The organism is Pseudarthrobacter sp. NPDC055928, assembly GCF_042270935.1.
Lineage (GTDB): Bacteria > Actinomycetota > Actinomycetes > Actinomycetales > Micrococcaceae > Arthrobacter.
In genome coordinates this window covers 53,223-73,457 of record NZ_JBHJZH010000017.1, presented here as the reverse complement: position 1 = coordinate 73,457, position 20,235 = coordinate 53,223, and the positions used below count along the sequence as shown (strand labels likewise).

19 protein-coding genes are annotated in these 20,235 nt (G+C 65.2%); 11 read left to right on the top strand and 8 right to left on the bottom strand.

The window, feature by feature from the left end; all coding sequences use genetic code 11:
- The first annotated feature begins 27 nt into the window (after window positions 1-27).
- On the top strand, window positions 28-1,722 hold the full coding sequence (gene hutU, locus ACFC25_RS18825) for a urocanate hydratase (RefSeq protein ID WP_376047980.1): 1,695 nt from the start codon (window positions 28-30) through the stop codon (window positions 1,720-1,722).
- A gap of 107 nt (window positions 1,723-1,829) precedes the next feature.
- Window positions 1,830-3,326, top strand: coding sequence for an aromatic amino acid lyase (locus ACFC25_RS18820; protein ID WP_376047977.1), 1,497 nt, complete (start codon window positions 1,830-1,832; stop codon window positions 3,324-3,326).
- Window positions 3,327-3,340: 14 nt separating this feature from the next.
- Here the strand turns inward: ACFC25_RS18820 and ACFC25_RS18815 are convergent, their stop codons facing one another.
- The 4 genes from ACFC25_RS18815 to ACFC25_RS18800 form a co-directional block, all read right to left on the bottom strand.
- Window positions 3,341-4,000, bottom strand: a complete 660-nt coding sequence (locus tag ACFC25_RS18815; protein WP_376047974.1) for a GntR family transcriptional regulator — start codon at window positions 3,998-4,000, stop codon at window positions 3,341-3,343.
- Between the two features lie 110 nt (window positions 4,001-4,110).
- A complete protein-coding gene (locus tag ACFC25_RS18810) occupies window positions 4,111-5,121 on the bottom strand; it encodes a transketolase family protein (protein WP_376047971.1) in 1,011 nt (336 codons plus the stop codon).
- A complete protein-coding gene (locus tag ACFC25_RS18805) occupies window positions 5,118-5,993 on the bottom strand; it encodes a transketolase (protein ID WP_376048038.1) in 876 nt (291 codons plus the stop codon). Before ACFC25_RS18805 ends, ACFC25_RS18810 begins: the two co-directional genes overlap by 4 nt.
- Before the next feature lie 33 nt (window positions 5,994-6,026).
- Entirely contained in the window at window positions 6,027-7,364 is a 1,338-nt protein-coding gene (locus ACFC25_RS18800; protein ID WP_337348965.1) for an MFS transporter, read from the bottom strand.
- A 188-nt stretch (window positions 7,365-7,552) separates the two neighbouring features.
- Here ACFC25_RS18800 and ACFC25_RS18795 point away from each other — a divergent pair, with 188 nt between their 5' ends.
- The 5 genes from ACFC25_RS18795 (at window position 7,553) to ACFC25_RS18775 (ending at window position 11,814) form a co-directional block, all read left to right on the top strand.
- A complete protein-coding gene (locus ACFC25_RS18795; RefSeq protein ID WP_376047968.1) occupies window positions 7,553-8,377 on the top strand; it encodes a sugar phosphate isomerase/epimerase family protein in 825 nt (274 codons plus the stop codon).
- A gap of 109 nt (window positions 8,378-8,486) precedes the next feature.
- Entirely contained in the window at window positions 8,487-9,263 is a 777-nt protein-coding gene (locus ACFC25_RS18790) for an SDR family NAD(P)-dependent oxidoreductase (protein WP_337352571.1), read from the top strand.
- Window positions 9,264-9,325: 62 nt separating this feature from the next.
- Entirely contained in the window at window positions 9,326-11,095 is a 1,770-nt protein-coding gene (locus tag ACFC25_RS18785) for a dihydroxyacetone kinase family protein (protein WP_376047965.1), read from the top strand.
- Window positions 11,092-11,583, top strand: coding sequence for an RpiB/LacA/LacB family sugar-phosphate isomerase (locus ACFC25_RS18780; protein ID WP_376047963.1), 492 nt, complete (start codon window positions 11,092-11,094; stop codon window positions 11,581-11,583). The genes ACFC25_RS18785 and ACFC25_RS18780 overlap by 4 nt, the downstream gene beginning before the upstream one ends.
- A 15-nt stretch (window positions 11,584-11,598) precedes the next feature.
- Window positions 11,599-11,814 (top strand): hypothetical protein, encoded by a 216-nt coding sequence (locus ACFC25_RS18775; RefSeq protein ID WP_376047960.1) that lies wholly within the window; start codon window positions 11,599-11,601, stop codon window positions 11,812-11,814.
- 55 nt (window positions 11,815-11,869) lie between these two features.
- Here ACFC25_RS18775 and ACFC25_RS18770 read toward each other — a convergent pair whose 3' ends face one another.
- Complete coding sequence (locus ACFC25_RS18770) at window positions 11,870-12,685, bottom strand: response regulator transcription factor (RefSeq protein ID WP_376047958.1); 816 nt, start codon at window positions 12,683-12,685, stop codon at window positions 11,870-11,872.
- A gap of 439 nt (window positions 12,686-13,124) precedes the next feature.
- Between ACFC25_RS18770 and ACFC25_RS18765 the strand changes: the two genes are divergently transcribed.
- Complete coding sequence (locus tag ACFC25_RS18765) at window positions 13,125-14,117, top strand: hypothetical protein (protein ID WP_376047955.1); 993 nt, start codon at window positions 13,125-13,127, stop codon at window positions 14,115-14,117.
- A gap of 89 nt (window positions 14,118-14,206) precedes the next feature.
- Here ACFC25_RS18765 and ACFC25_RS18760 read toward each other — a convergent pair whose 3' ends face one another.
- Window positions 14,207-14,371: a hypothetical protein gene (locus ACFC25_RS18760; RefSeq protein ID WP_376047953.1), complete on the bottom strand. Its 165-nt coding sequence runs from the start codon at window positions 14,369-14,371 to the stop codon at window positions 14,207-14,209.
- A 6-nt stretch (window positions 14,372-14,377) separates the two neighbouring features.
- Complete coding sequence (locus tag ACFC25_RS18755; RefSeq protein ID WP_337352566.1) at window positions 14,378-15,427, bottom strand: glycosyltransferase family 2 protein; 1,050 nt, start codon at window positions 15,425-15,427, stop codon at window positions 14,378-14,380.
- Between the two features lie 456 nt (window positions 15,428-15,883).
- Between ACFC25_RS18755 and ACFC25_RS18750 the strand changes: the two genes are divergently transcribed.
- Complete coding sequence (locus ACFC25_RS18750) at window positions 15,884-16,357, top strand: ATP-binding protein (protein ID WP_337352565.1); 474 nt, start codon at window positions 15,884-15,886, stop codon at window positions 16,355-16,357.
- A 44-nt stretch (window positions 16,358-16,401) separates the two neighbouring features.
- On the opposite strand, the gene ACFC25_RS18745 is transcribed toward ACFC25_RS18750, so the two are convergent.
- Complete coding sequence (locus tag ACFC25_RS18745; protein WP_337348955.1) at window positions 16,402-17,013, bottom strand: NADPH-dependent FMN reductase; 612 nt, start codon at window positions 17,011-17,013, stop codon at window positions 16,402-16,404.
- A 218-nt stretch (window positions 17,014-17,231) separates the two neighbouring features.
- On the opposite strand from ACFC25_RS18745, the gene ACFC25_RS18740 reads away from it, so the two are divergent.
- Complete coding sequence (locus ACFC25_RS18740) at window positions 17,232-17,375, top strand: hypothetical protein (RefSeq protein WP_337348954.1); 144 nt, start codon at window positions 17,232-17,234, stop codon at window positions 17,373-17,375.
- Between the two features lie 131 nt (window positions 17,376-17,506).
- Window positions 17,507-20,143 (top strand): Tat pathway signal sequence domain protein, encoded by a 2,637-nt coding sequence (locus ACFC25_RS18735; protein WP_376047949.1) that lies wholly within the window; start codon window positions 17,507-17,509, stop codon window positions 20,141-20,143.
- Window positions 20,144-20,235: the final 92 nt, after the last annotated feature.

The following is a 20,235-nucleotide window of genomic DNA, read 5'->3' as shown; positions in this document are numbered from 1 at the left end:
CCCGCGCAAGATATTAGGAGCAATACATTGAAAGCCGATTTCACTACCGGTGCCCGCCCGGTTAAAGCAGCCCGCGGCACTGAGCTGACCGCTAAGAGCTGGCAGACGGAAGCTCCGCTGCGGATGCTGATGAACAATCTGGACCCGGAGGTCGCCGAACGCCCTGATGATCTGGTGGTTTATGGCGGCACGGGCCGGGCTGTCCGGTCCTGGGCGGCGTTCGATGCGATCACCCGGACGCTGGAGACCATGGAGAAGGACGAGACCCTGCTGGTGCAGTCCGGCAAGCCCGTGGGGGTGTTCCGCACGAACGAGTGGGCGCCGCGGGTGCTGTTGGCGAACTCCAACCTCGTGGGTGACTGGGCGAACTGGCCTGAGTTCCGCCGGCTCGAGGCCGAAGGCCTGATGATGTACGGGCAGATGACGGCCGGGTCCTGGATCTACATCGGTACCCAGGGCATCCTGCAGGGCACTTTTGAGACGTTCGCCGCGATCGCGCGGAAGCTGACCGGGGATGAGAACGGCACCCTTGCCGGGACGCTGACGCTGACCGGCGGGTGCGGGGGCATGGGCGGGGCGCAGCCGCTGGCGGTGACCCTGAACGATGGTGCCTGCCTGATTGTCGACGTCGACGAGACCCGGCTGCGCCGCCGGGCGGGCAAGCGTTACCTCGATGAGGTGGAAACCGATCTCGACGCCGCCATCGCCAAGGTCCTGAAGGCCAAGGCAGAGGGCCGCGGCTGGTCGGTAGGCTACGTGGGCAACGCCGCCGAGGTCTTCCCGGAGATCCTGCGCCGCCACACCGCCGGTGAACTCACCGTTGATATCGTCACGGACCAGACCAGTGCCCATGATCCGCTGTCCTACCTTCCGGAGGGTATTTCGGTGGAGGAATGGCAGCGCGAAGCGGAGGCTGATCCGGAGGGCTTCACCAAGAAGGCCCAGGCCTCCATGGCCCGGCACGTCCAGGCGATGGTGGAGTTCCAGGACGCCGGCGCCGAGGTCTTCGATTACGGCAATTCCATCCGCGATGAGGCCCGCAAGGGCGGCTACGCCCGGGCGTTCGAGTTCCCCGGCTTCGTTCCGGCCTACATCCGGCCGCTGTTCTGCGAGGGCCTGGGCCCGTTCCGCTGGGTGGCGCTGTCCGGGGATCCGGAAGATATCCGCGTCACCGATGAGGCCATCAAGGAACTGTTCCCGGAGAACAAGCACCTGCACCGCTGGATCGACGCCGCCGCCGAGCGCGTCGAGTTCGAAGGCCTGCCCGCCCGGATCTGCTGGCTCGGGTACGGAGAGCGTGCCAAGGCCGGCCTGCTGTTCAACCAGCTGGTCAAGGAAGGCAAGGTCAAGGCACCCATCGTGATCGGCCGAGACCACCTGGACTCGGGCTCCGTCGCGTCCCCGTACCGGGAAACCGAGGCCATGGCTGACGGCTCCGACGCGATCGCGGACTGGCCCATGCTCAACGCCCTGCTCAACACCGCCTCCGGAGCGACCTGGGTGTCCCTGCACCACGGCGGCGGTGTCGGCATCGGCCGCTCCATCCACGCCGGCCAGGTCTCAGTGGCCGACGGCACCGACCTTGCCGCCCAGAAACTCGAACGCCTCCTCACCAACGACCCCGGCATGGGCGTCATCCGCCACGCCGACGCCGGCTACGACCGCGCCCTCGACGTCGCCAAAGAACGCGGAGTCCGCATCCCCATGAACGAGACCCGCTAACCTAGGCCCCAACCCCCAACTAGGTAGCAGCAGGTGTTGTTATGGGACGCGAAAACGACATCTACTGCTACCTAGTTGGGGCAGCCCGACTTTGAAAGAATCAGCCCATGATTGAAATCGACGGCCGCGAACTGGCTTTGGCAGACATCGCCAAGGTGGCGGCCGGGGGCATGAAGGTGACACTGACGCCGTCGGCCGCTGAACGGATGGCCGCATCCCAGAGGTCGGCACGGGCAACCGCCCGGACCCGGCCCGTCTACGGACGCTCCACTGGCGTTGGCGCCAACCGCTCCGTCACGTTGGATGCAACCGGCACGGGAGCGGACACCCATGGACTGAATCTCCTCCGCAGCCATGCCGTGGACGCCGGGCGGAGCCTCGACCGCGAAACCGTGCGGGCGATGCTGGTGATCAGGCTCTCCCAACTGGCGGCAGGTGCCTCCGGAATCAATCCGGCCATCGCCGAGGCGCTGGTAGGGATGTTGAACCAAGACGCCTTGCCGGAGGTCCGGGAATTCGGCGGAATCGGCACGGCCGACCTGCCGGCCCTCGCCGGGACGGCGCTGACGCTCCTTGGCGAGCGGCCAACCATGGGCGGCAGCCTCATCCCCGAAACGCTCGACGGCTGGGCAACGGAGGATGCCCTGCCGTTCATCAGTTCCAGCGCGCTCACCGTCGCCCAGGCCGTGTTGGGCCACCAGAAACTTGCGGTCCTGCTGGAGAACCTCACGCTTGTGAGCGCTTTATCCTTCACCGCGATGTCGGGCAATCCGGAGGCGTTCAGCCCCGAGGTGGCCCGGGCGTCCGATTCGCCTGCCGTGGCGGATATGGCGACGACACTTCACGGGCTGGTGGCTGGGACCGGCGTGCCCGCCCGGATCCAGGATCCGTACTCCCTGCGCACGTTGCCGCAAGTCCTCGGGGCGGTCTCGGAGGAGCTTGCCGCCCTTAAATTGCTCCTGGACCAGCTTGTGGTTGCCGGCCACGAGAATCCGTTGGTCTTCGGCTCCGACGCGGACGGGAGCAACGGGGTGGCCCATCACGGCCTTTTCCAGATGACAACCCTTGCCAGGCGGGTGGACGCCCTGCATTTGGCCCTGGGGACGGCCTGCGCAACCAACCTCCGCCGGATAGACCTGCTCTGCGACCCCTCGTTCACGGGTCTCCACAGGTTCCTTGCGGCCGACGATGCCGGCCAATCCGGCGTCATGATGCTCGAATATGTGGCGGCCGCCGCCGCGGGGCTTGTGCGCGCCAACGCCCAGCCCGCGAGCTTGCAGACGGTGGTCCTGTCCTTGGGCGCCGAGGAGGACGCCAGCTTCGCCAGCTTGGCGACCTCCCGGCTGGACTCCACCGTCCAGGCGCTGACGACCATGACGGCCGTGGAACTGGTGTGTTCAGCGCGGGCCCTGCGCATGCAGGGACGCGAACCGTCCGAGTTCAGCAATCCACGGCTCAGGAGAACCCTCGAAACCGGATTCACGCTGCCGGCCTCCAGCCAGGACCGCGACCTCCGCCCCGACGTCGATGTGGCCTCGAAACTCGTCCTGTTGCCAGCCTTGGGAAACAACATTCAAGAGGCCGGGACCGGCGAACTGGGCTGACCGCCGGCCGGTACCTACGCCACGAGGTTGCTGGCGGCGGTGTCCATGTGCTCACGGATGGTCTTGCGGGCCAGCGAGGCGTCGCCGGTTTCGATCGCAGCCACGATGTCATGGTGGCGGTCCACGCTCATGTTCCTGACGCCCTTTTCCAGGCCAGCGAACATGATGGACATCCGGATGGACCCTTCCAGCGACTCCCACGTGTGCAGCAACGTCTCATTCCCGGTCAGCCGGCAGAGGGTGCGGTGGAATTCGAGGTCTGATTCCACCCGCCTCTGCAGGCTTTCCTTTTCGGCGGCCTTCATCGCGTCGATTGCCGCGCGCAGGGCGGTGATCACGGTCTGCCGGTCGGGAAGTTCGCACAGGGTTCGGGCGGCGAGCGATTCCAGTGCGGCGCGGACGGCGTAGATGTCGCGAATTTCCTTCTCATCCAGGTGCCTGACTGAGAGGCGTCCCCGCGGCCCGGCTGAGAGGAGTCCTTCCTGTTCCAACTGGCGGAGCGCCTCGCGCAGGGTGCCGCGGCTGATCCGCAGCATCTCGGAGAGTTCGGTCTCCACCAGGTGCCTGCCGGGTTCCAGTTCGCCGCTGGTGATGGCTGTGCGCAGCGCGGCAAGCGCCTGTTCGCGGAGGCTTTTCTTCTCGAGCCCCAGAAGGGATGCTGCTAGTTCAGTCATCGGAGGATCCTCAGTGTTAGGGGTCGACTGTTTACAGTGGCGTGTTAACAGTCGATTCTACGGCAGAAGCGCGGAGCAGCTTGGACTTGCTCCGCGCTTCGGCAGGTGCGTCAGCCCAGTTCGGCCAGCACCTTCGCCACAATCTTCTGGACCGAGAGCCCGTAGCGTTCGTGCAGGGTGGGAAGGGCGCCGGCGTCGAGGAATTCATCCGGCAACGCCACAGGCACCACGCGTTTGCCGAGCCCGGCTGTGACCACGGCGGATGCCACGGTCTCGAACAGGCCACCCATGATGCTGTGGTTTTCGAGCGTGACAGCGAGGCGGTCCGTGTTGATCTCCGCCAGGACAGTTGCGGCGTCGAAGGGCTTGATCGTGGGGGTATGCACGACGGCGACATCCACGTTGTGTGCCTCCAGCGCCTTGGCTGCCTGGAGCGCCCGCATGGTCATCAGGCCGGAGGAGATGAAGACGACATCGTTGCCCGGGCGCAGGACCTTGGCCTTGCCCAGTTCAAACGTGTACCCGTATTCGTCCAGGACGGTGGGCACTTTGCCGCGGAGGAGCCGCAGGTAGGTAGGCCCGTCGCTGGCGGCGAGCTGAGGCACGGCCTGCTCGATGTCGATCGAATCGCACGGGTCCACGATGGTCAGGTTGGGCATGCCGCGGAAAATCGCCATGTCCTCGGTGGCCTGGTGGCTGGGGCCGTACCCGGTGGTCAGGCCCGGCAGGCCGCCCACGATATTAACGTTGAGGTTGGGCTCGGCGGCGTCCAGGCAGAGGAAGTCGTACGCCCGGCGGGCGGCGAACACAGAATAGGTGGACGCGAATGGCACCAGCCCGGTCTCTGCCATGCCCGCAGCGGCACCGAACAGCAACTGCTCTGCCATGCCCATCTGGAAGAACCGCTCGGGGAAGGCCTGGGCGAAGATGTGCATGTCCGTGTACTTGCCCAGGTCCGCGGTGAGCCCAACGATCTTGTCGTTTTCCTGCGCGGCCTTGACCAAGGCGTGTCCGAACGGAGCGGACGCCGTCTTCTGGCCCGGGTCCGCGAAGGACGCGATCATGGCCGAGGTTTTCAGCTTGGGTGCGGCTGTTCCTGTCGAAGCTGTAAGGGTACTCATCGGGCGTCCTTTCCTTCGTATCCGGCGGTCAACTGCTCGCGGCAGGTCTGCCATTCGTGTTCTTCGATGCGCATGAAGTGCGCCTTTTCCCGCTCCTCGAGCAACGGGACGCCGCGGCCCACCTTGGTATCGCACAGGATCACGGAAGGGCGTCCGACGGCGGCGGCCTGGGCAGCTGCATTGTCGAACGCTGTGAGCAGCGCGCCGACGTCGTTCCCGTCTACCCGCTGGGTGTACCAGCCAAACGATTCCCACTTTTCGGTGACCGGCTCGGTGCGCAGCACTGTGTCCGTTTTCCCGTCCGCCTGCAGTGCGTTGATGTCCACCATGGCGGTGAGGTTTCCCAACTGGTGGTGGTAGGCGCCCATCGCCGCCTCCCAGGTGGAGCCTTCGTCCAGTTCACCGTCAGAGAGGAAGTTGTAGATCCTGGCCCCGGAGCCCTGGTACCTCAGGCCCAGGGCCATGCCCACTGCAACGGTGAGGCCGTGTCCCAACGACCCACCGGAGATTTCCATGCCCGGGGTATAGGTGGACATCCCGGACATCGGCAGCCGGGAATCGTCCGAGCCGTACGTCTCCAGTTCCTGTACCGGAATGATGCCGGCCTCAGCCAATGCGGCATACAGGCCGATGGCGTAATGCCCGGTGGAGAGCAGGAACCGGTCCCGGCCCTCCCACTCCGGCTCGGCTGCCCGGAAACGGAGCTGGTCGGCATAGACGGTGGCCAGCATGTCGGCTGCACCGAGGGCCTGGCCCACGTAGCCCTGGCCCTGGACCTCGCCCATGTCCAGCGCGTGGTGCCGGATCCGGTAGGCGGCTGCCGCGGTGGCCGCGACACGTTCTGTGGGGTTGGTTCCCATGGTTTCCTGCATTTCGGTGACGGGTTTTTCGTGAGTGGTGGTCATTTAGACGTTCACCGACTGCGGGGTGCTTTTGGTGGCCTCATCCGCGAGCTGGCGCTCGCGCTTGCCCCAGGTTTCGCGGGTGACGAGGGCGGCCCAGAGGCCGACGGCGGCGTAGAAGCTGAAGAGGAGCGCGGGGCCCATCCAGCCCAGAGTGACAAACAGGAGCGTGGTGACGAAGGGCGTGAAACCGGAGACCATGGCGGAGATCTGGTAGGCCAGGGAGGCGCCGGAGGAGCGGGTCTTGGCCTGGAACAGCTCAGGGAACCATGGGCCCTGGGCACCGGCGAGGGAGTTCTGGCACACGGCGTAGGAGATCACGATCGTGGCGATGACGAAGATGAACAGTCCGGTATTGACCAGCAGGAACATGGGGATGCCGAACAGCGCTGCGAAGGCGGTGGACCAGACGTACAGCGGCCGGCGGCCGATCCTGTCCGTGAGCCGGGCCCAGGCCATGGTGGCGAAGATGCCGATGAAGGAAGCGATGCACAGGGCTACGAGCGTCTGGGTCTTGTCCGCGAGCTGCTGGGTGTGCAGGTAGGAAATCATGTAGGTGATGGACACCGCGTAGCCGGCGGTCTCGGCGATGCGCAGGCCGATGCCGCGGACGATGCTGCGCCAGTCGGTCTTGATGACTTCCATGATGGGGTTCTTTACGATGGAGCCGCTGTCCTTGACCTCGTCGAAAACCGGGGATTCCGGAACCTTGGAGCGGATGATCAGGCCAACTGCGACCAGCACGATGCTCGCGAGGAACGGGACGCGCCAGGCAAGCTCGCCGCCGAGGTTCACGCTCACCAGGAAGACGAGGTTCGCCAGGAGCAGTCCGACGGGGAAACCGGCCTGGACGATGCCGGTGTACTTGCCCTTGGACTTCCACGGTGCGTGTTCGTAGCTCATCAGGATGGCGCCGCCCCACTCGGCGCCGAACGCCAGGCCCTGGACAACGCGGACGAAGACCAGGAGTGCCGGCGCGAGGAGGCCCACCTGCTCATAGGTAGGGAGCAGGCCGATCAGGAACGTGGCCACGCCCATGAGGATCAATGAGGCCACCAGAACGGGTTTGCGGCCTACCTTGTCGCCCAAGTGCCCGCCGATAATGCCGCCGATCGGGCGGGCCGCGAAGCCAACGCCCAGGGTGGCGAACGCAGCCAGGGTTCCGGTGACCGGGTCACCTGTGGGGAAGAACGCCGTGCCGAAATACAGGGCCGCGGCGGTACCGAAGCCGATGAAGTCGTACGTCTCAATGACGGCACCAACACCGGAGCCGATGGCGACGCGCTTGGCGTCTTTCGTCCCGTGGACGTGGCCGCGCATTTTCAGAGCTTCATTGCTCATGGAGTGGATCCCTTTCGAAGAGCGAGCGGAGCGTCAACGCCCCGGCACTGTCGACTGTTAACACATGATACGCCCAGTGTGACCTGCATCATTCCCGATGTCAACAGTCAATGTTGGAGGTTGACTGTTAACACTGTCCCACACTACAGTGATTCATGTCACCACCGCTCATCAGAGGATCAACAACGATGTTCAACCCCAGGATTGGCTGTTCGTCCATCAGCTTCCGGCACCAGGACCTGCCCACGGCGCTACGCACCATCAGCGACCTGGGCTTCCACGAGATCGATCTCGGTGCGCTCCCGGGCGTCTGCAACCACGTTCCCTATGAGCTGGATATGGCGGCCGTCGAGGCCGTTACAGGCGAAGTTGCGGCCTCAGGACTGCTGGTCCGCTCCGTCAACGGGGACATCGGAGACCTCAACGCAGTGCTCGACGCCGGTGCCCGTGACGCCCGTGAACGTCACCTGGAGGCGTTGCTCACCCTCACGGCCAACACCGGCGCGAAGGCCCTGGTCCTGCCATGCGGAGCGCTCAGTCACCACCCCGTCCGCGGCCTGGACGAGGACCTGGACCTGGTGGCCGCCCAACTCGCCTGGGCCGGACAGCGCGCGGCGGAGTTCGGCGTCGAACTGTGGACCGAGTCCCTGCACTTCCTGCGGCTCTGCTGGAACCTTGAGCGCGCGGAACTGCTGGCACAGCGACTGGCGGGTACCGGCGTCGGGATTGTCATGGACTTTAGCCACATCGTGGCTGCCGGGGAAGACCCCCTGGAATACATCCGCCGGCACCAGGGGCTCATCTCCCACGTCCACCTTCGCGATGCGGTGCCCGGAAACATCAACCTCAGCATCGGTAACGGGGACGCCGACTTCGCAGCCGGCGTCAATGCCCTCGCGGCGAGCGGCTACGCCGGCCATTTCTCGCTCGAACTGGAAACAAGGGACATCACCCACGACGAACGCCCCGCGGCCACAGCCAAGGCCGCCAGCTATTTCACCGACCTTCTCTAACCGTCGACTGCTCCGTAGACGCCCTTTTGGACCCCCAAAACGGCGCTTACGGAGCACTCGATTCCATCAGCAGACACAAAACCCCGCAAAGAAGCAACCAAGGAGCATCATGAGCAACACCATCCAGCGCACCGCCGTCCTCACCGGAGCCACCTCCGAGCGCGGCATCGGCATCACCACCGCCCGCCGCTACGCCGCCCAGGGCTGGGCTGTGGTGGTCCTGGACCTCGACGGCGAAAAGTCCGCAAAGGTCGCAGCAGAAATCGGCAACGAGTTCAACGTTCCGGCCTTCGGCTACGAAATCGACGTCGCCAACGAAGACTCCGTCAACACCGCCTATCAGGCCGTGAAAGCCGAAATCACCGCCGGGACCCTTCCGGCCGTCGGCGCCCTCGCCAACATCGCGGGCATCACTTCCCCTGTGCCGTTCCTGGAAACCACCCTGGACCTCTGGAACAAGGTCATGGCCGTGAACGCCACCGGCACCTACCTCGTCACCAAGGCCTTCCTGCCGGACATGATCGAGAACGGCTGGGGCCGCATCGTGAACATGTCCTCCGTCTCCGCCCAGCGCGGCGGCGGCGTGTTCGGCAAGGTCCCCTACTCCGCAGCCAAGGCAGCCATTCTCGGCTTCACCAAGGCACTGGCCCGCGAAATCGGTTCCACCGGCGTCACGGTCAACGCCATCACCCCGGGCGCCGTGGACACCAACATCCGCGTGGGCAGCACCGAGGAGCAGGAAGCAGCCATCAACGCCGGCATCCCGCTGGGCCGCAACGCCACCACCGAGGAAATCGCCGCCGTCATCACTTTCCTGTCCTCCGAAGACTCCGCCTACCTGACCGGCACCACCATCGACATCAACGGCGGCAGCCACATCCACTAAGCGCCGTCCCGGCCCGCCAGTCCAGACCGACGAGCCAGTCCAGACCAGCCAGAGAGCCAACGATGACCAGGATTTTCAACGACCCCTCAGAATTCGCCGAAGAGGCCCTTGCCGGGTTCTGCGACCTCCATGCGGAGTACGTGCGCCAGGTACCCGGCGGCGCTGTCCGCCGTCGTCGTCCGGCGCAGCCCAAAGTGGCTGTGCTTGCCGGAGGCGGCTCCGGCCACTACCCCGCGTTTGCCGGCCTTATCGGAAGCGGCTTCGCCGACGGCGCCGTGGTGGGTAACATCTTTACCTCGCCGTCCGCACAGCAGGCGTATTCCGTGGCCAAAGCCGCGGACTCCGGGGCGGGGGTGGTGTTCACGTACGGCAACTATGCCGGGGACGTCATGAACTTCGGCATGGCCAGCGAGCGCCTTGCTGCGGAAGGCATCCAGGTTGAGAACGTGCTGGTCACCGACGACATCGCCAGCGCACCATCCACCGAATCGGCGAAGCGTCGCGGCATCGCCGGAGATTTCACGGTCTTCAAGATCATGGGAGCCGCGGCGGAGGCGGGAGCCAGCCTGGCCGAGGTCGTGCGTTTGGGGCGCAAGGCCAACGGCAGGACGCGCACCATGGGGAGCGCCTTTGGCGGCTGCACGTTCCCGGGCGCAGACGCCCCACTCTTCACGCTGAAGGATGGGCAGATGGGCCTCGGGCTGGGCATCCACGGGGAACCCGGGCTGTTCGACACCGACTTGCCACCCGCGAAGGACCTCGGCCAGGAACTCGTGGCACGAGTGCTGGCCGAGGCGCCAGCGGACGCCGGCAACCGGATCGCGGTCTTGCTCAACGGCCTTGGTTCCACCAAACATGAGGAGCTGTTTGTCCTCTGGCTCACGGTGGCCCCGCTGCTGCGCGAAGCCGGCTACACGCTGGTGATGCCTGAGGTCGGCGAACTGGTCACCAGCCTGGACATGTCCGGCGTTTCGCTCACGGTCACGTGGCTGGACGATGAGCTCGAAGCGCTCTGGACGGCCCCCGCGGAAACTCCTGCCTACCGCCGCGGCAGCGCAGCTTCGGCTACCACCGAATTTAGTGCTGAAACGTTCGATGGCGGCGCTGAAGACGTTCTGTTCGAGTCCGACGGCGACTCCCGCGCTTTCGCGGTGGGCTGCGTCTCCGCGCTCGAAGCCGCCCGCAGTTGGCTGCATGCCGCGGAGGCGGAGCTCGGCGCCTTGGATGCGGTGGCCGGAGACGGTGACCACGGACGTGGAATGGTGCGCGGCGTTGATGCCGCAGCGGACGCGGGTGCGTCCGCAGCTGCCAAGGGGGCAGGCGCCGGCTCGGTCCTGGTCGCCGCCGGAGATGCGTGGGCAGACAGGGCCGGCGGCACGTCGGGCATCCTGTGGGGCGCCGGGCTGCGGGCCTTTGGTGAAACCCTGGGAAACCACAGTTCACCTGACGCCGACAGGCTGGCGGCGGCGGTTACCGCGTTCGCGGCGCGGATCACGGACCTTGGTAAGGCGGACCTGGGTGACAAGACCATGGTGGATGCCCTGCTGCCTTTCGCCGAGACCCTGCGGACGCTCATAGCGGAAGGCGCTCCAGCGCCGGACGCCTGGACCGCTGCGGCCCGGAAGGCAGTTGAGGCGGCCGAGGGAACAGCTTTCTTGCGGCCGCTGAAGGGGCGTGCCAGGCCCCTTGCGGAGAAGAGCGTGGGCACCGCCGATCCCGGCGCCACCTCCCTGGCCATGATCTTCACCGTGATAGGTCCGTACCTCACAGGTGACCAGGCCGCCAGTGCCGCTGCCACCTCCGCTAAGCAACCGGTCGGAGCAAGGGCATGAAAATGGAAGGACAACCCATGGGGCTGCGCGTCATCGTGGGAGCGGACGAAGCCGGCGTTGGTTACAAAGACCGTATCGCGGAGGATCTGCGCGCCGATCCGCGCGTCAGCGAAGTCCTCGACATCGGCGTCAACGCCTCCGACTCCCCTGAGGACTTCACCAAGCCCTATCCCTATGTGGGCATCGCGGCAGGCGAGCTGATCCGGGACGGCCGGGCAGACAGGGCCATCCTTTTCTGCGGCACCGGGATCGGAGTGGCACTGGCCGCCAACAAGGTGGAGGGCATCCGCGCCGCCACAGCGCACGACTCCTTCTCCGTGGAACGCTCCGTGCTATCCAACAACTGCCAGGTCCTCACCATGGGCCAGCGCGTGGTTGGCGTGGAACTAGCCCGGAGGCTGGTCCGGGAGTGGATTGGCTACACCTTCGACCCCACATCAGCTTCTGCTGGCAAGCTCAAAGTCCTAACGGACTTCGAAGCCTGTTAGGCCCGGAGCAAAATTATGGCACTTCATCTGCAGCACGACTGGGTTCCCGTCCTGGGCCGTACCGTGGAGATCAGGTACTGGAACACTACGGTTCGGGCGGGCAGGGTGGATGCAGTCACTGACGATGGCCAAATGCTTTGGCTGGCAGCGGACGGGCACTATCCGCGCTGCCTGTTCGAGCGGTCCCAGGGGTATCAAGTGTGGATCCAGTATTCCTGGGAAAGGGCGTAGTGGTACTGCCGGGCAGCCAACGCCCCGGCCGCAGCCATTGCCCCACCCGCTGCCGCTACGGCGCCAGCCGGTAGCCCACACCGCGCACCGTTTCGATCCACAGCGGTGCCCTTGAGCTGTCGCCCAGGCGCTTGCGCAGGTTTCCCAGGTGGACCTCGACGGCGCGTTCCTCGCCGGCCGTGACGAACGAGCCGGTGTTATACGGCTCGTTCCGCAGCCTGCGGACCAGGTCTGCCTTGGTCTGCACCACCCGGCCGTTCTCCATCAGCACCAGGAGAAGGTCGAACTGGGTGCGGGTCAGGTCCAGCGGTACGCCGTGGATGGCGGCGGAACGGGATCCTTCGTGAAGTGTCAGGCCCTTATGCTCAAAATCGCACAGCACGGCGGACGCTGCGTGCGGGGGCAGAGGTACGACGGCGGCAGCAACAGCAGGTGCCGCCGCCTGCTGGCCCGCGCGGGGCCGGGACACCGGCATCCGTTCCCCGGAGGCGGACATTATGGCCCGCGGACGCCTAAGCATCGCAGCGATCCTGGCACGCAGTTCCCGCGGACGGAACGGCTTGGTGAGGTAGTCGTCCGCGCCGGCCTCGAAGCCCATCAGCGCATCCGCTTCTTCCACCCTCCCGGTCACGATGATGAGGTAGGCGTCGCTGAAGGTCCGAATCCGGCGCGAGGCCTCGATTCCGTCAAAATCCGGCAGCCCAACGTCCATGGTGACAATGACGGGGTCATGTTCCCGCACGGCTGCCACGCCTTCCAGGCCGGAGGAAGTTTCAAAAACGGAAAAACCGGACTGCAGGAGAACCTCCTTCAGAGATGTCCTGATGTCGTCGTCGTCTTCAACAACAACAGCAACGCCCCGCTCCACCATGCATGCCCCCAAATAAGTCTTGACTACCTGCGCCCGCTAGCCCACCATCCAAGCTATTTCATGTTCTATTCGCAGACATAAACCACGCGGATTGGTTTTTCAGGGCTCGGAAGAGGAAGTTCTATGGAGTGAGCCTACACACCGTTTTCGAAGCATATTTCAAATTGTTAGATTATTGCGTCTTTCTTGAGAATTGCTCAATATTGCGTATTTCTTGAGGGTTTGGTCCGCTCAAATTAATCGCATTTAGGCTATTGCGCTATGTGACTCATGTGACTGATGATCATCCTGTGCTCAATGGGGGCGCAAAGCTGCTCGCTGGGGAGCACGATGTAAGGGGCACTGCATGGCACCTTTTCGGTTACCTGTCTCACGATCAACCCGCCACTTGAGGCCGCTGGCCCTACTGGCAGCGTCGGCCCTGGCTATGCTGGCGTGCATGCCATCCGCCCAAGCTGCCGAAACCACGCCACCGGACCCAGGCCCGGCCGGAGGTTTTTCCTGGCAGGGCTTCAACTGGGAAAAGCGGTTCTGGGGCGGGGCGCCGCAGTACAACAAGGCCTTTGACGCCGCCAACGTCAGCAACCCCGACGCAAACGGGTACGTCACGCTGAAGCTGACCAACCCGACGGGCGAGGCTCCGGTGGGCGCTGAATTCCAGTCCACCCGGCAGGGGTTCGGTTACGGAACCTACAGCACCACCGTGGAGAAGAACCTCAGCGTCCTGCAAAAGGAAGTGGTCTGGGGCTGCCTCTTCACCTACGATCCTCTCGCAGAGCCGGGCTACAACGAGATCGACCTCTGCGAGGCATCGGCCTGGGGCGGCGGCGCCGCCTATGGCGAATCATGGCCGGTCAGCCAAGGCCACGGATACTGGTTCGACGCCACGAAGCCTCCAGGCCAGGGCAACAACACGGTGACCTTTGATGTCACCGCCAGCCCCGTGACCACGCACCGCATGGTGTGGGAGCCCGGCAAGCTGACCTTCGAAACCTACGCAGGCGAGGGCTTCGCCGGCGCCCTCCTCAAGCGCACCGTCCTGCAGGGCACCACGGTTCCCGTGCCGGCCAAGGAGCAGGTCCATTTCAACCTGTGGGTCACGGGCGGCGGTGGCGGGGATCCCGCCCATGTGAAGCCGGAGTCAGTGGTGATCCGGAACTTCTCGTTCGTCCCCGCAGCCACCACACCGCCTCCGCCGCCGCCGTCGGCCATCAAACTGTCCGCCACCACCACTAAAGCGAACGGCGTGAACACCACCACCTTGAAGTGGACCGGAACCACGGGCACCAGCGTCATGCTGTGGATTAACGGCGTCCAGAAGTCCGTGCCCAACACGGGCAGCTACGTCCACAAGTTCAAGGGCGGCAGTACCACAACCTACAAGGTGTGCGACTCCGCCGGATGCTCCAACGTCCTGAGCGTGGTCACCTGACCCGTTCTTCCCCAGTACAAGTGTGGGGCGTCCGGATTACCGGACGCCCCACACTTGTGTTTTTTCGTCAGCTACTGAAACGGAACTGCCTAGGACTTGTCGCCCCGGACCGGAATGATGCGCTTGACCGCCAGCCCCAACGCCAGGAGCGCAAAGGCAGCCAGGGCCAGCCAGAACACGTCACCCGCACCGGTCATGGCGAGGGTTCCGGAACCAATTCCGGCTGCGGCGGAAGCTGCTGGGTTGTCATACATAATCTGTTACCAGGCTTTCTTTCTGTTGAAGGCTGAATCCAGGTACGCCTTCGCATGGACCACCTGCAAGAACAGGTCGATCACCAGCTCGTACATGGTTGCGGCGGCGAGCATGTATTTCCATCCCCGCAGCCGCACCGTGACCACACGTTCGATCACGAAGACACCGGTCACGGCCAGCCAGAAGGGCTGAATGACCAGCCCGGCCCCCGTGCCCAGTGCAAACGCCACCGTGCCGAAGTAGGCCAGCGTCACCAGGACACCCACCATGGCCAGGACCTGCCGGCCCCAGTACGGGCGCGTGACCCGGGTCCAGCCGTACTGCACGCAGTTCTCCACCGCGCCGCGCTTCCATCGGAGCCGCTGCGCCCACAGTTCGCGCCACGTGGGCATTACCTCGGTCACGAGCGTGCAGTCCGCCGGTGATTTGATGCGGTACCGCAGGCTCAGCAGCGCAAACGACAGCTCGTTGTCCTCGGTGAGGACCGAGGTGTCATATACCCCGCCGTGGCCATTGCCCGGCGGCAGCGACCCGTCCAGCCTGGCCGTGATGACATCGCGCAGCGTCCTGGCCCGGAACAGGGCCGCGGTGCCGGTGACCACCAGGCACTTGCCCTTGAGGCGTTTCACGTCGCGGGCGTAGCGTGCGTATTCGTTGCGCTGCAGGTGCCCTACGAACCCTCCTCCGTGCCCGCCCCGGAAGACACCGCCGACGGCGCCAAGCCGGGAATCGCGCTTTAGGTGGGCTACTGCCCGCTCGATGAAGTCGTGGGACAGCTGGGAATCGGCGTCCTGGATGAGGATCATATCCTCGGCCTCGGCAGCGGGCAGGAGTCCACTGAGGGCGAAGTTCAGTGCGCCGGCTTTTTTGTCGGAATTCCCCTCGGTGCGGAGGACTTCGGCGCCCCGTGCACGGGCAATTTCCTCGGTGGCATCGGTGCAATTGTCTGCCACCACAATCACCCTGTCCGGGCGGCGGCTCTGCGATGTGAGGGATTTCAGGGTTTCACCGATGCCGGCTGCCTCATTGTGCGCCGGGATGAGGACCGTAATCACAGGAACACCGGCCCGGTGGCCGCTGTAACTGCAGCCAAAAAATCCCGGGCGGATGCGTGAATGAATGTATGAAATTGTGACGCACTGCGCATTTAGTAAATTGTCCCCACAGAAAAGTTCGAATTCTTATTTCCTTCGAGCATTCCAGCGGCAACTCAATCCATCGGCAGGGAACTGACAACGAAGGCACAAGCTTTGGTAAAGACCGTCTCAACGCACAGTGGCCGCAGCCTGAGGAGGCTGAGGGACCGCAGAGCGCACTGAGGTGCGCGCCGCCGTCGTGCATTTCCCTCGATCCGAAACAAGAGATGGCCGGCGGCGCCGCCAGGGCTCGCGAAGGCACCCGAATCTTCTACGAAATTTGAGCCGATCTTGAGGCATCCCTTCGGATCCCCTGCAGTTGGCGGTCCACGCTATAAGCATCAGACCACCATCTGCGGGGAAGCAGGAAGAGTCATGGGGAACGAATCAGCTCTGGATGAGGTCATCGCCGTGGGAGGCGTGATCACAGACCAGCATCCGGTCGACTTCCACACCTTGGGGCTTGCCGGCTGCATCGACCGGCTTACCGTGCCCCTCCGTCAGCAAGGGACAGCAGTCCGCTGGGATACTCCGCACTGGGGCATCGAGATCCCGGCGGACTGCGCGTCCCTGCTTTACCAGTCGGCCCGCGAAGCGCTAAGCAACGCGTTCAAATACTCGGATGCTTCCCAGCTCACGGTCCAGCTCGCGGCCGTGGACCACGGCATCCGCCTGGTGGTGTCCGACGACGGTGCGGGCTTTGACTGCCAGCTCGCCGTGAGCGGCCGGCACCACGGCTACGGCCTCAGGCTGATGTCCGTGGCCGTCCATGAGGCCGGCGGCTCCGTGGACATCTACTCCAGCCCCGGCCGCGGCACCTGCGTGACCGTTACCCTTCCACTGGACTAGGACGGAAGCCCGCCGCACTTTGGGGGCGGCGGGCCTCCGTACCTCTAGCGCGACAGCTTCTCGGCGTCGGGTTCGAGATCGCCGATGTGGCCTGGCGCGTTGGCCGCCGTGACCCGCTGGACGAACGCGCAGTACTCCTCCATGTAGTGGCGCAGGAACTTGGCCGTGGCTTCATCCTTGACTTCGCCCTCCTCCCCGAATGCCGCCGGGTTGAACTTGACGTAGGCCTCCGGGGCGTTGAGCTGGGGAGCGTCAAGGAAGCTCAGTACGCTGCGCATGGAGGACTGCATGACCGCCGTTCCGATGCTCCCGGGCGAGGCGCCGATGATCCCGGTGGGCTTGCGTGCGAACGAGTTGGTCCCCCACGGTCGGGATCCCCAGTCGATGGCGTTCTTCAGGGCACCGGGGATGGAACGGTTGTACTCGGGGGACACAAACAGGATGCCGTCAGAGGCCTCCACCGCTTCCTTCAGGGCCCGGCCGGCCGGCGGGAAATCGGCGTCGTAATCGTAGCTGTAGAGCGGCAGGTCCTTAATCGGGATTTCAGTGAACTCGAGGTCGGCCGGGGCCAGGCTGATCAAGGCCTTGGCGAGGGTGCGGTTGATGGAGCCGCGTGCCAGGCTGCCGACGAAGTAGCCGATCTTGTGAGTTGCCATAACAAACATCCTTCCTAACAGCCGGCGGGGACCGGCTGGCCGACGGTGCTGTGGTTGGTCAAGCATGGACTTAAAGCACAATGCGTCCCCCAGTCCAGCACAGAAGACCCCCGGCGGCCAGAGCCTCGGGAAGGTCCTTGACACCCCGTCCGGGCAGGCGCTGAATGATCTTTAAGAGGGGATCCACAGCAGCAACCGGGAGCACAGGAGCAGCGGTCATGAACGATAAATTGGGATCGGCACAGCGCATCCACAGCGAAGCACCGGCCGAAGGGGACGAACTGGCGGATCCCACCGACCTCCGGATGCATTCCCAGGAACCCGCCGAGGGCGCGGACATCGAACCTGAGGCCAAGCCTTAATCACCCGACCAACTCCTGAGTGGGTCTTGCGGTACCGCGTTCATTCCAGTTAGGTTGAATCGATACAAGAAACCGCTTTCCCGCGTCGCATCGAGGCGCGTGCCAGGAGCGGCTTCCCAGCGGAATTGGACATGATGACTGTAAACACCACTGTCGGGTGGATCGACGGCGAAGCACCCCTGGAACTCAGCGGCGGAACCACGTGGGGCATGCCGTTCGCCCGCGGAACGGTGGCCAGCGCCGATGCTGTGGCGGTCCGGGACTCCTTCGGGCAGCCGGTAGCCAGTCAGGCCTGGCCGCTGGCCACGTGGCCTGATGGCTCACTCAAGTGGGCGGGCATTGCCCTGCCGGCCACGGATTCCCCGTCCCGGGAGTACGAAGTGACGCACGACGTCGGCACCGCACCGGCCGCGGGCACCTCACCGGGGGTCACCATCGCGGAGCGCAATGACAGCATCACGGTGTCCACAGGCACACTGGAAATGGTCATCAATCGCAGCGGTTCCACCCTGTTCAGCTCACTCTCCCGCGGCGGAACCACAGTGGCTTCCGACGGACGCCTGGTCAGCCTGCTCCAGGACGGCATCGCGGACGGCGCCGGCTCATTCAGCCGGGAGGGATTCACCGGCGAGGTCACCGCCGTCGTGCTTGAACAAAGCGGCCCCGTCCGCGCAGTGGTGCGGCTTGAAGGTATGCACCGGCCGGACTCGCCCACGAGCGACAAACGGGACTGGCTGCCGTTCGTGGTTCGGTTCTACTTTTACGCGGGGGCGCGGAGCGTTCGGATGGTCCACTCGTTCATCTGGGACGGCGACGCCGAGCAGGACTTCCTCGCCGGGCTCGGCGTGCGCTTTACCGTGCCGCTCCAGAGCGAACTCCATGACCGGCACATCCGGATCGCCGGCGCGGACGGCGGCTTCCTGTCCGAAGCCGTGCGCGGGCTGACCGGCCTCCGTCGCGATCCCGGCGAGGACGTACGCCGGGCGCAGCTGGCGGGCCGCCCCACCCCTCCCCTGGCCGAATGGAACGAGGAGGTCTCGGGCAGGCTGCACCTCATTCCCGCCTGGAACGACTTCACGCTCAGCCAGCTAAGTGCCGACGGCTTCGAGCTGCGCAAACGCACCGCTGCGGGCCATGCTTGGGTAGGCATTTCCGGCGGAACCAGGGCGGCGGGCTTCTGCTCCCTGAGCGATACGCGAGGCGGACTGGGCGTGGGGATCCGTGACTTCTGGCAGTCGCACCCGGGACAGCTGGACATCCGGAACGCCGCCACGGCCGGCGCGTCGCTGACGGCCTGGCTGTACTCCCCGGAGGCCCAGCCGATGGACCTGCGTTTCTATCACGACGGCCTGGGCCAGGACACCTTCGAGGAACAGCTCGAAGGCCTGGAAATTACGTACGAGGACTATGAACCCGGCTTCGGCAACCCCAACGGCATTGCCCGCACACATGAGTTAACTCTGTTCGCCTACGGCTCCACGCCAGCCACGGAAAGCCTCGCCGCCGATGCACGGGCCGCCTCCGTGCCTGCGCTGCTCCAGGCCACCCCGGAATACCTCCACTCAGCGCGGGTCTTCGGTGATTGGGCCCCGGTGGACCGCAGCACTCCGGCGCGGGCCGAGCTTGAGGACAGGCTGGACTTCCTCTTCGACTTCTACGCCGGCCAGGTGGAGCAGCGCCGCTGGTACGGCTTCTGGAACTACGGGGACGTCATGCACACCTACGACTTCGACCGGCACGTGTGGCGGTACGACGTCGGCGGCTATGCCTGGGACAACTCGGAGCTCTCCCCGGACCTGTGGCTCTGGTATTCGTACCTGCGTTCTGGCCGGGCAGAGGTCTTCCGCTTCGCCGAGGCCATGACCCGGCACACCGGCGAGGTGGACGTCTACCACCTCGGCCCGTGGAAGGGCCTTGGCTCCCGCCACAATGTCCAGCACTGGGGCTGCAGCGCCAAGCAGCTGCGCATCAGCACGCCCGCCTACCGCCGGTTCTACTACTACCTGACGGCGGACGAACGGACCGGGGACCTGTTATCCGAACTGGTGGACAGCGACCAGAACTTCCTGGGGTTGGACCCGGTCCGCAAAGTCAGGCCCGACGCCGACACCTACCGGCCGGACCGGAATGCCCTGGGCGTGGGGTTGGGCACGGATTGGGGTTCCCTGGCGGCCACGTGGCTCACCGACTGGGAGCGCACCGGGAACCCCCGCTCCCGCGACCGGCTGCTGGGCACCATGGCGGATATCGGCGCCCTGAAGTACGGATTCCTCACGGGCGAGGCCCTCTACGACCTGGATCAGGGAAGGTTCGACGCCGGCCGGGAAAGGATCCAGGTCTCCCACCTTTCAGCGGTGTTCGGGCTGGTGGAAATCTGCAGCGAACTGGTGGACCTGGTCCCGGACGAGGCCTTCGAGCGGGCATGGCTGCAGTACTGCCGGCTGTTCCTGGCCACCGAGGAGGAACAGATCGACGCCGTGGGGCAGCCTTTGCCCGGAATCTACCTGACGCAGGCCCACAGCAGGCTCAGCGCCTACGCAGCCGCCCGGCTCCGTGATCCGGATCTGGCGGCCCGGGCGTGGGCGAGCTTCGCCGAAGGCGGCGAGCATCTCAACCACGAGAACGCCTTTACCCTTCGGACCATCGCGCCGCCGTATGTGCTGCTCCCGGTGGACGAAGCACCGACGGTCTCCACCAACGACGCCTCCCAGTTCGGCCTGGCAGTGATCCAGAACCTGGCACTGATCGGGGACCACCTGCCCCGCTGAGCAACCCGGCCGCGCACCAAACCCAGCCTCCCGCCGTCGTACTTCCGCCCAACTTCCCGCCGTCCCCAACCCAGCCCCCCGCCGTCGTCCCA